Source organism: Pseudomonas sp. MC6 (assembly GCF_054790575.1).
In genome coordinates this window covers 1747566-1758083 of the sequence record NZ_CP186504.1, presented here as the reverse complement: position 1 = coordinate 1758083, position 10518 = coordinate 1747566, and the positions used below count along the sequence as shown (strand labels likewise).

10 protein-coding genes are annotated in these 10518 nt (G+C 56.9%); 5 read left to right on the top strand and 5 right to left on the bottom strand.

What is annotated here, in order from left to right; genetic code table 11:
- Positions 1-21: 21 nt before the first annotated feature.
- Positions 22-936 carry a LysR family transcriptional regulator gene (locus ACOYXE_RS07915; RefSeq protein ID WP_460928563.1) on the bottom strand — a complete coding sequence of 305 codons (915 nt, stop codon included), beginning with the start codon at positions 934-936 and terminating at the stop codon, positions 22-24.
- 214 nt (positions 937-1150) lie between these two features.
- On the opposite strand from ACOYXE_RS07915, the gene ACOYXE_RS07910 reads away from it, so the two are divergent.
- From ACOYXE_RS07910 to ACOYXE_RS07900, 3 genes are all read left to right on the top strand, one after another.
- A complete protein-coding gene (locus tag ACOYXE_RS07910) occupies positions 1151-2482 on the top strand; it encodes a nucleobase:cation symporter-2 family protein (RefSeq protein WP_460928561.1) in 1332 nt (443 codons plus the stop codon).
- Positions 2483-2512: 30 nt separating this feature from the next.
- Positions 2513-3022: a nucleoside deaminase gene (locus tag ACOYXE_RS07905; protein ID WP_160057814.1), complete on the top strand. Its 510-nt coding sequence runs from the start codon at positions 2513-2515 to the stop codon at positions 3020-3022.
- A gap of 146 nt (positions 3023-3168) precedes the next feature.
- Positions 3169-3300: a hypothetical protein gene (locus tag ACOYXE_RS07900; RefSeq protein ID WP_086936038.1), complete on the top strand. Its 132-nt coding sequence runs from the start codon at positions 3169-3171 to the stop codon at positions 3298-3300.
- A gap of 94 nt (positions 3301-3394) precedes the next feature.
- Here ACOYXE_RS07900 and ACOYXE_RS07895 read toward each other — a convergent pair whose 3' ends face one another.
- From ACOYXE_RS07895 to ACOYXE_RS07880, 4 genes are all read right to left on the bottom strand, one after another.
- Positions 3395-3790, bottom strand: coding sequence for a hypothetical protein (locus ACOYXE_RS07895; protein WP_460928558.1), 396 nt, complete (start codon positions 3788-3790; stop codon positions 3395-3397).
- Between the two features lie 215 nt (positions 3791-4005).
- Complete coding sequence (locus ACOYXE_RS07890; protein ID WP_460928556.1) at positions 4006-6474, bottom strand: fimbria/pilus outer membrane usher protein; 2469 nt, start codon at positions 6472-6474, stop codon at positions 4006-4008.
- A 197-nt stretch (positions 6475-6671) separates the two neighbouring features.
- Positions 6672-7421, bottom strand: coding sequence for a fimbrial biogenesis chaperone (locus ACOYXE_RS07885; RefSeq protein ID WP_160060091.1), 750 nt, complete (start codon positions 7419-7421; stop codon positions 6672-6674).
- A 68-nt stretch (positions 7422-7489) separates the two neighbouring features.
- The gene (locus ACOYXE_RS07880; protein ID WP_016986831.1) at positions 7490-8092 is read right to left on the bottom strand and encodes a fimbrial protein; all 603 of its coding nucleotides are present in this window, start codon (positions 8090-8092) and stop codon (positions 7490-7492) included.
- Positions 8093-8415: 323 nt separating this feature from the next.
- Between ACOYXE_RS07880 and ACOYXE_RS07875 the strand changes: the two genes are divergently transcribed.
- Together ACOYXE_RS07875 and ACOYXE_RS07870 are read left to right on the top strand one after the other, a co-directional pair.
- On the top strand, positions 8416-9636 hold the full coding sequence (locus ACOYXE_RS07875) for an EAL domain-containing response regulator (RefSeq protein ID WP_160057817.1): 1221 nt from the start codon (positions 8416-8418) through the stop codon (positions 9634-9636).
- Between the two features lie 174 nt (positions 9637-9810).
- On the top strand, positions 9811-10518 hold the full coding sequence (locus tag ACOYXE_RS07870; RefSeq protein ID WP_160060092.1) for a response regulator transcription factor: 708 nt from the start codon (positions 9811-9813) through the stop codon (positions 10516-10518).

Genomic DNA, 10518 nt, shown 5'->3' with positions numbered 1-10518 from the left:
GCGGGCCTCTTTGTCCCCCCGTCAAAGCGTAGTGATCTGCCCGTTGCGATCCAGTTCATACACCTTGTTGCCCTGCAATTTCTCCTTCAACCAACGTTCGGCTTTACCCAGCGGCCGTTGCCGCGCCCAGAGCAAATCGACACCAATCTGCCAGTCCGTATGCGGATACGCCGAGAGCTGCAGTTCCACCAGTTCACCCTTGGCCAGTTCACGCTGAACGAGCTGGCGGGGCAGGGTGGCCCAGCCGAGCCCGGCGCGGACCATTTCCAGTAACGCCAGATAGCTTTCCGCTTGCCACAACTGGGTCGAGCGCAGGTATTCGCTGCTTGGCAGTTTGCTCGCATGAGCGCTGAAAGCCAGGCGGCGATGGACGTGCAGGTCGTCGAAGGTGACGTCATCGAGTTGCGCCAGTGGATGATCGGGATGGCAGACGTGGAGCATGATCAGTTTGCCCAGTTGCTGGAACACCAGTTCCTTGGGGTAGCCGGGCTGCGAAAACGCCACACCGAGTACCGCTTCGCCGCTGCTGACCAGTTCGCTGACGTCGCCATACACCGGATGGCGGATGATCAGGTCGACGAAGGGGAACGCGGCTTCGAAGGCTTTGAGCACCGGCATGATCGGGCCGTACGGCGTTTCAATGGCGAGCGTCAGGCTGGTTTCGACGTTGTCCGACAGGCAATCGGCGTGGGCTTCGAAGGTCATGCAGCGTTCGAGCACGGCTTCGGCCTGCACCAGCAATTTGTGGCCGCTGGCGGTGAGGGCAGGGCTGCGATTGCTGCGGTCGAACAGGTCGACGCCAAGGTCGGTTTCGAGGTTGGCAATCGCCGCGCTGATGGTCGATTGGGTCTTGCCCAGTTGGCGCCCGGCGGCGGAAAACGATCCGCTTTTGACCACTTGGACGAACATCAACAGTTGATCGAGTGAGAAGCGCAAGCGGTGAACTCCCGGGTCGAAAATGAAGGTTTGGAGCGGCTAACGAATGCCTGATTGTGCCATCGAAAAAAGCGATGGTTGCTAATTTGTTTCATCGTAATAAACGTTCAACTATGGCCCCGCGTCAAACGATCTCCGGGGTGGATCTGACTTTCAAACGCCCCTGAGCATGCCCGCGATCTCAACAGATGCCGCACCTTCAGGAGCGTGTGAAATGACCACACAACGCATTCATCCGGTGGACGAGGTTTTGCCACTGCGACAGTTGTTCACGTTTGGCTTGCAGCATGTACTGGTGATGTACGCGGGAGCGGTGGCGGTGCCGCTGATTCTCGGCAGTGCGATGGGGCTGACTTCGGCGCAGGTGGTGTTGCTGATCAACGCCAACCTGTTGACCTCGGGTGTGGCGACGTTGATTCAAACCCTCGGTTTCTGGAAGTTCGGCGCGCGTCTGCCGCTGATTCAGGGCTGCTCGTTCATTGCTCTGGCGCCGATGATCATGATCGGCAAGGAATTCGGTCTCAGTCAGATTTTCGGTGCGGTGATCGCCGCTGGCTTTATCACCATTGCGCTGGCGCCGGTGTTCAGCCGCTTGCTGCGTTTTTTTCCACCGGTGGTGATTGGCAGTCTGATCACCATTATCGGCATCTCGCTGATGCCGGCAGCGGCGATCTGGCTGGGCGGCGGCAATCCCGACTCGGCGGATTTCGGCAATCCCGCGAACTTGTTGCTGGGCCTGGCCACGGTCAGCGTGACGCTGGTGATCTACGCCAAATTCAAGGGTTTCATCGGCAACCTCAGCGTGCTGATTGGCTTGTTCGTCGGCAGCCTGATCGCCGCGGCTTGCGGTATGACTCACTTCAATCAGGTCAGCGAAGCCGCGTGGTTTGAGCTGAGTGCGCCGATGGCCTTCGGCGCCCCGGAATTCGCGCCGGTGCCGATTCTGATCATGACCCTGGCGATGCTGGTGATCATGGCCGAGACCACCGGCAACTGCCTGGCGATCGGCAAACTGACCGGCAGACCGACCACGCAACAAACCCTCGGCAACGCATTTCGCGCCGACGGTTTATCGACCATGCTCGGTGGTTTGTTCAACAGCTTTCCCTACAACGCCTTCACTCAGAACACCGGTTTGATCGCGCTTTCCAACGTGAAAAGCCGCTTCGTCGTCGCTGCGGCCGGGGCAATCATGGTGCTGATGGGCCTGTTCCCGAAACTCGGTGCGTTGATCGCCGCCGTGCCGACGCCTGTGCTCGGTGGCTGCGCGATCGTGATGTTCGGCATGACCACGGTGGCGGGGATTCAGGAATTGTCACGGGTGCAATTCGAAGGGACGCGCAACGGCATCATCGTCGCCGTATCGGTGAGCGTCGGCGTGCTACCGATGTCGTTTCCGGCATTGTTCGAACACGTCGGCCCGACCCTGAAACTGGTGCTCGACAGCGGGATTTTCCTCGGCGCAATCACCGCCATCGTCCTCAACGTCCTGCTCAACAACGACAAAAAATCGACCGAAACCCTCGGCGCTGAACTGGCCGACTGACTTTTGTTTTCCACTGCCCAGGAGTTACCCATGAATCAATTCACTCAGCTCATTCCGGCCGGCGTCAGCGCGCTTGATCTGACCTTGCTGCGCCAGACCATCGCCTTGTCCGAGGCATCGAAGCAACGCGGCCGCCATCCATTCGCGGCATTGGTGGCCGACCGCAACGGCAAGGTGATTGTCGAAGCGGGAAACAACTCGATGCCGCCGGAAGGCGATCCGACGCAGCACGCGGAGTTGGTAGCAGCCGCCGCAGCGGCAAAATTGCTGTCACCGCAAGAGCTGGAACTGTGCACGCTGTACACCAGCGCCGAACCTTGCTGCATGTGCGCCGGCGCGGTGTACTGGACCGGCATCGGGCGGGTGGTTTATGCCTTGTCGGAGCATGCGTTACTGGGATTGACCGGTGACCATCCGGAGAACCCGACGTTCTCCTTGCCGTGCCGCGAGGTGTTCGCCAAGGGGCAGCGCAAGGTCAGTGTGTTGGGGCCGATGCTGGAGGGGGAGGCGGCTGAGCCGCACAAGGGTTTTTGGTCGTAACCGCTTTGAAACGAAGCGCGAGTGGTGTGAGGTTGCGCTATCCAGAGACTTAAGAGCACTTGCTCGCCGAGAGGGAGAAGAGCGAAGTTTTGGAACTGCCAGCCCTCGGCCGATGCCGAATGCGTAACCAGAACGAGGGCAAAGCAATGACTGAAGAAACAGCACAATTTCCAGAGGAAGAAGTACCGGATCAATCGACGCCTGCGCATTCCACAGAGGAAGAGCAAAAGCGCCTTAAAGATTTTAACAAGGAAGGCATCCCGCCCGGCAGCTGCTGATGGGTAGGCACTGGCGCGGGCCACGTACCTTCGGCTCGTCGCGTGCGACGCGCCATGAGGCGTTGGCCCGCCAGTGCGGCCATCGGCGGGGATTTCAAGCGTGTGTGTCAACGCTGAGTGTCATTTGGATCAATGTTGCCTGCAGCGCGTGGAGGTTGCCAGCGCATACAGAAATCTGATTTTGAATCTCGATTGTTCTTTGAGCCTTCTCTTCTTCTGGCATATTCATTCTTTCGGTTTTAGCCAGCTCAGCTTTGCGAGTTGCAAGTTGTTGCTGGATCTCGGCAATTTGTTTTTTTATGAGCTCGACTGCACTAATCGGCTGTTTGACCGTATTAACTCCTTCTTCGCTGGAATCAATTCTAAACTTGTCGTCGCTTGTGGTTTTCTTCGTGAGTGATAGATGGCTTTGCGAATCTGATTTTATGTGTTGGTTGTCCTCTGGTTTTTTCTTATAGGTGGTTACGCTGACTGCGCTGATTTTTGGCATGGCTAATTCTCTTGGCTTTCTCGCCTATAGGGCGGTGGGGCTATTGATCTCACACGGTTGCGCGGGAGTGCTCACTACGCCTTTTATGGTAATGAGCCTTCTGCGCATGGACATAGGAATTGTCTTGTTTTTATGCGCCATGGCTAGACGCGCAGAAACGACAAGGCTCTGAATAAATCAGAGCCTTGATGTTGAAGATTGACGAATTGAACGTGTTATTTCGATGTGTCTACGCTGGTAGAGCAAGAAAGCCGGTAATGCTCATAGTTCAAATCCTTCAGTCGTTCTGGAAGCTTGTAAGGGGCGGGGCAACTTTTACCCTGCCACTTGATTGTAATGATGCCTTGATCTTTGGTAACAAGCGCTAACGCCTTGCCGGTGGGGTCAGAAAGTGCCAGTTGTTTACCATCGGCGTCCATCAAAACCGCTCCGAATGGGAGGGGTTTGCCCTCGGCATCGTAGAGTTCGAACTGGATCCGCCTCCCTTTGCTGCCTTCAAAGCGCGCGAGCACGACTGAACCTCGTCTCGGTACGAGTTGTTGAGTGGCGTTGTCCAACTCGATTTCACCGCCGAGATTGCGTGTATCCAACGTCACCCAGTTCACGCGATAGGGCTGTGCATTTGGAACGACGGCATAGCCGTTGAGGCCGGTTTTCACGCCGGAGTAGCTGCTGACTTCTACCCCTGACATGCCAGGCACCGCCACCAGTGCGAATGTTTCGCCCACGGTCTGGCCCATGTTGATGCCCCCCGCGTGGGCCACGATCGATCCGGCCGCGCTCAGGTTCTGTGATTCATAACCGCTGCCTCGGCTGTAGCCCAATCCCAGATCACCCATCGCTGTACGTGTACTCAAGCTAAGCGAGCCGGAGCGGTCACCTTGCACACTGCGCCCGGTCTGTACGGAATAGTAGGTGTCACTGTCTTCAGTCAGATAACCATTAATCCCGGCTTGTGTACTGGTGCCGGTATTCTGATGATTGCTGGAAATATAGGCGCGAGGTGCGCGAGGTGTCGATCCGAGCGGGAATGAGATCGAAACGCTCAGTTGGGTGTCGTGAGTGGTGTCACCGCGTGCGCCGAACTCTTCGGTTTTACTCAAACTGATGTTGTAGTTCAGGTCGCGCCAATTATTGTTGTAACCGGCAGAAAAGCTGCGCGAGCCACCGCGATCCCAATAGCGCTGATCACTGGCATTCAAGTACAGCGAGCCGTACTGGCGCGCTTCGCCCAGGGTCTGGTTGACCGTGAGGTCGGTACGGGTTTTGGCGTTACCTGCGCGCCGCGTAGCGCCGGTGCTGGTGTCCTGAACGTGGTCGGTCAGCGTGCGGTAACCCTCGGTCGAATAACGATAGGCGGCGAGGGTGAAGCTGGTATCGGTGCCGGTGAAGGTCTTTGCATAGAGCGCGCGTACGCTGCTGCCCTGGGTCGTTTTGCCGAATGCCTTGCTGGACGATTGCGTGACGTCCAGTGACATCGCGCCAATCGAAGTGTTCTTCGCCGCACCGACGGAAAGCGCCTTGAAACCGTTGCTGGCCTGAATGCCGGCAATGCCTGTCAGGTTGCTGGTCAGACCGTAGGCGAAAGTGCCGCCCAGGAAGGCCGGCTTGTCGTAGCCCTCGCTGTTGTTGTTGAATTTGCCGCTCGACAGGCTGTACTTCAACTGTCCCTCACGCACCATCGTCGGCAGGGCGGAGAACGCCTGTCGGGTGACCTTGCGCCGACCATCCGCCTCGACAATGGTGATCTCCAGATCGCCATTGGAACCCGACGGATAGATATCACTGATCTCGAACGGCCCCGGCGGCACGTTGGTGGTGTAAAGAATGTAGTTATCCTGGCGGACCTCGATCTTCGCATTGGTTTCAGCCACGCCACGAATGATCGGCGCATAGCCGCGCTCGCTGTCTGCACGCATGCCCTCATCAGAGGCCACCTTGACGCCTTGATAGCGCACGCTGTCGAACAGGTCTGAGTCGGAAAAGATTTCACCCGCGCTCAGTTGCCCCTTGATCGCCGTGAGGTCGCGCTGGATGAACGTGCGATTGCTGACAAACCGATTGGGCCGGCCGGTGGCACTGCTGAGGTTGGACTCGTTGCGCAAACGCCAGGCACCGAAGTTGATGCCGTTGCGCAGCCCCAGATTATTGGAGATTTGCGTCGAGTAATCGGTTTTGCTGCGGGTGCTGCTCAACTGATAGTTGATGAACCCGGCGGCCACGCCATCGTCCCAAAGTTCTGGGTCAACATAGCCGCGCATGCCACGCGCCATCGCAACCTGCGGCACGCTGATATTGAGGCGCAGGCGGTTGGCGTCAAAACTGATACTGGCTTGCTCGATCATCGACGCAAGATCGTAGTGATCGGCAGGCCGTTGCTCATCAACCAGACCTTGCTCACGCAGTTTGCGCATGTCCACACCCAGCTGCTGTAACAATTCCAGGGTGATACGTGGCTCGACTTTGCCGTTGAGCGGGTTGGCCGCGAAATCAACGTCGCGACGACCGACCAGCGTGCCGTTGCTGAACACGTCAACGCGATATCGGCCTGGAAGAACGCTGTTGGCATTCAACAAGGGTTGCAGATCGACCGCCGATGAACCTTCCAGAAACAAGGTATTGAACGCCTCACCCGCTACCGCGGCGGGGGCTTCGGCACCCATGGCGAATCCACAAATGGCCATATTGATGGCAAAGCACAATGGATGCAGGCAGCCCAACGCCGTTTTGTTTTTATGGCGCGCAACGTGATGCTTTACACAACTTGAAGATGTGTGGTGTTGGGAGGAAAACATGCAATTTGCCTTATCAGTCCGTGTTGCTTCAACCGGAGTCCGGAACTCGTAAATAGCTTGTAAATTGGCGGGGTGGGGCGGGGAAGTTATTGGGCGGATGCATCTTTCAAGCGCTCGGCATGACTTTCGGTAGCGCTGAGTGGTGCATCGAATCGTTGTTGTGCGCCGTAATCGTTAATGGCTGAAAACGTCAGACGCGGAGATCCAGGTGGCAACTCTTTCAAGTTGAATGAACGAACTTCGCCCGGAACGATCATTGTCGAATCAATCACCAACTCTGCTTTTTTTCCTGCAGCGACTTTCAGGTCGGCCAGCGATACGTGGTAATTACTTTGATTTTTTACTTTCAGTACCGACTTGCCAGCTTGCGTGACCAATTGCCATACAAGTTGCACCGGCGCTTGCGCGGCGTCACCGGTGAGTCCGTTCGGGCGGAAAAAAACCTTGATGCGCTGACGCACCGCCAGTTGCAGGGTATTGACATCGGCAGCGCTGGCCTGAGGGATTTCCTGCACGTTCAGCCACACCACCGACTCTTTGTCCGCAGGCATGCCGCGGCCTTCATACAGAATCCTCAACAGTTGCTGTTGATTGGGTTCGAGTCGGGCCAGCGGTGGAGTCACCGCAAATGGCGGCGCGCTGCCAGCCGTGTCGCCGGCATCCAGCCACGATTGCGCGAGGATGGTTTGCCCGCCGTTGCGCACGGTGACGTTTGCCTCTTTGTGCGCGCCATCGAAGATGATCCGGGTGGAACTCAAGGAGATGCTGGCGAATGCCGAGTGCGTCATCAACAACCCGGCAAGCCCCAGGCAGAGCGGAAAATAGCGACTTAACATAGTTTTCACCGATTGATCTGGTCGGGAAGGACGAGGCACAGCGGCCCCGTCCAGGTATTACGCGCTGCTTATTCGTATTCGAGAACGAACGGCAGAGTGGCGTTACCGGTACCTGCAGTAGCGGTGGTCTTGTCGCCGGTGGTGACGTAAGCGGCTGCGAACGACAGGGTGCCGTCGCCGCCAGTGGTGCCGTCGCCGGTCAGGCTGGTCTGTACTTTGGCTGTGGCTTCGGAGCTCAGGTCGATCAACTGGCCGTTGCTGTCCAGCAGCGCGATACCTACGCCTTTGGCCGCATCAGTGCCTTGCAGCTTGAGCACTTTCTTGCCATCAACCAGGCCCGAACCGCCGTTGACGGTTGGTTTGAACAGCATCGACACCTTGGTGCCGGCGTTGCAGTTCACTTTCAGGTTGAAATCGTTGGCAGCCACGCGACCAGCACCCGGAGCAGAATCGGTGCCCATGTCTTTGATCGATACGCTGCCCATGTCCACGGCGATCATCTTGTCGTTACCCGAAGCGCCATCTACCGAGCACGCATCATTGTTGATGACGCCGGTGAAGCTGATTTGACCGCTGCCGCCCTTGACGGCTTTAGCGGCTTCTTCAGCCAGTGCACCAGTGGAGGCAGCCAGCACGGAAAGAGTGAGTACTGCGAAAGCGAACTTTTTCATGTTTATATCCGAAGTTATTGTGAAGTGCTGCATTTGAAATGCCCGGCCATCTTAGGTCGGTGATGGTGGCGGGTCTTTGAGATTTGTCTTAAAGCGTGGCAAGTTCGAGCAAGTCAGTAACATCGGAAGTGCGTATTTATATTTTCAGTCAATTGTATGACGGATCAAATGAGACAATTCTCAAAGTCGCACGGGTTCTATTTGGTTAGTATTCGCGGATGCAGAAATTCTCAGTCAATGCAAAGTTTGTCAGTGTTCTTTCTGCTTGAAAGATAATTCAGATGTTTTGCTATTAATGACTGATAGAAAGAGGTTCCCGGTTTGTGAACACGCTTCGTATATTGGTATTGGAAGATCACGCCTTCCAGCGCACGGCTGCGGTCAGCGCGCTTAATAGTCTGGGTTACAAAAATATCTTTCAGGCGGCTGACGGCAAGGATGCGCTGGCTGTGATATCCCAGGCAGGGGGCGTGGACATTGCGTTGTGTGACTTGAGCATGGCGGGGATGGATGGTTTGACCTTTTTGCGCCTGGCGAGAGAGGCCGGATTGATTCGCGCAGTGATCATCTGCAGTTCATTGCCTGAAGACTTGTTGCGCACGGTTGATCGAATTGTCACGTTGCAGGGCCTGGAATTGCTCGGCAGTGTCGCAAAGCCGTTGATGGTCGATGTGCTGGCGCCATTGCTGGCGCGCTATCGGCCGCACAGCCAGGTCGATGCCAAAGTGGCGGAAAGTCATCTGGATCAGCCTTCGGAGAACGAAGTGCTCGAAGCGATACGTCGGCAGGAATTTCGCGCGTACTTCCAGCCCAAGTTCCATCTGCGCAGTGGTGAGGTGGATGGCGCCGAGGTCCTGGTGCGCTGGCAAAGCCCCAGTCGCGGGCTACTTTCACCGGGTATGTTCCTGCCAACGATCGAGCGTTGCGGGCTGCTCGACGAAATGTTTTTCAGCCTGCTCACGCAAGGACTGAGTCTGCAGCGTTTTGTGCAGTCCCACGGCAAGCCGTTCAAGCTGGCATTCAATCTCGACGTGACGCAGATGGCCAACCCGAATCTTGTCGACCGGATCAAGGCACTGTTGCGCATACACGGCGCCTCGCCAGCCGGGCTCATATTCGAGCTGACGGAAACCGGTCTGCTGCAGATGCCCGAGATCAGCATGGAAAACATGGTGCGTCTGCGCATGCTCGGCTTCAGCCTGGCGATCGATGATTTCGGTGTCGGCTATTCTTCGCTGGAGCGACTGTGTCAGATGCCGTTCAACGAAATCAAACTCGACGCCGGCTTCGTGCAGAATTTCCAGCAGGCTCGCTACAGTGCGGTCATCCACGGTGCTCTGGCCCTGGCGCGCGAACTGGACATGCGTGTGGTGGCAGAAGGCATTGAAACCGCAGACCAGGTTCATCACCTGGCTCGACTCGGTTGCCAGTGGGGGCAGGGTTTCTTCTATGCCCGACCCATGAATTGGGCGCACCTGGTCGATTGGCGTTTCGAGGGTCAAAAGTCGTCCTGGCGCCGCGCAATAGGCACGTCGGACGTTTAATGAGCGCACGCGGTCTGACTTTTGGGACAAAGCCCTATTTCGTCACATCTTCAAAACAATCATCATGTGCCGAGAAATCAATCAGATGCACCTGAAAGCTTCGGTGATGCCCGGGATCTGCTGCGGTTGCCAAGTGCTGATGATCCTTCAACCCTCCTCATCATGGAGCTGCTCATGCATTGGTCAGTCGTGAATCCGTTACGCGTTGCCATCCTTGATGATCACTCGCTCATACGTCTGGCGATGAAATCGCGGCTGACGCGCGAAGCCGAGTTCAGTGTCGTGGGCGTGTACGGGAGCAGTGCGCAGTTGCTCGCTGGATTGCGCGAGATCGACATCGACCTGCTGATACTCGACTACAAGCTGCATGATGGCGAACTGGACGGGCTTAATCTGATTCGCCTGCTGCGCAAGCAATATCCGGGCATGCGCATCCTCGTTTCATCCTCTGAAGAGCGCCCGGCGGTGGTGAACATGGCGATCGGAGCGGGCGTCAGCGGATTCTTCGGCAAGTCCCAGCCAGTCGATGATCTGATCACGGGTATCCGCTGCGCAGCGTCCGGCCAGTTGTACCTGTCGCCGGCAATGGCCTTCGAACTTGATGTGCTGCCTGCGTCGGTCGATGAGCCTGCTGGTGCCAGTGATGACGGCGCGGCGCACAGCGACGATTTCCTGAGCAATCCTTTGCTGTCGCCGAAAGAAAAAGAAGTCTTGCGCTGCTGCCTCGAGGGTATGGGGGTGACGCAGATCGCTTTGAAGTTCTCCCGAAGTCGCAAAACCATCAGTGGGCAAAAACAGGCCGCTTTCAAAAAGCTTGGCATTCGTGGTGATGCAGAGCTGTTCAAGTTGCAGCACAGCCTGACAGCCGATAACCAGGGATAA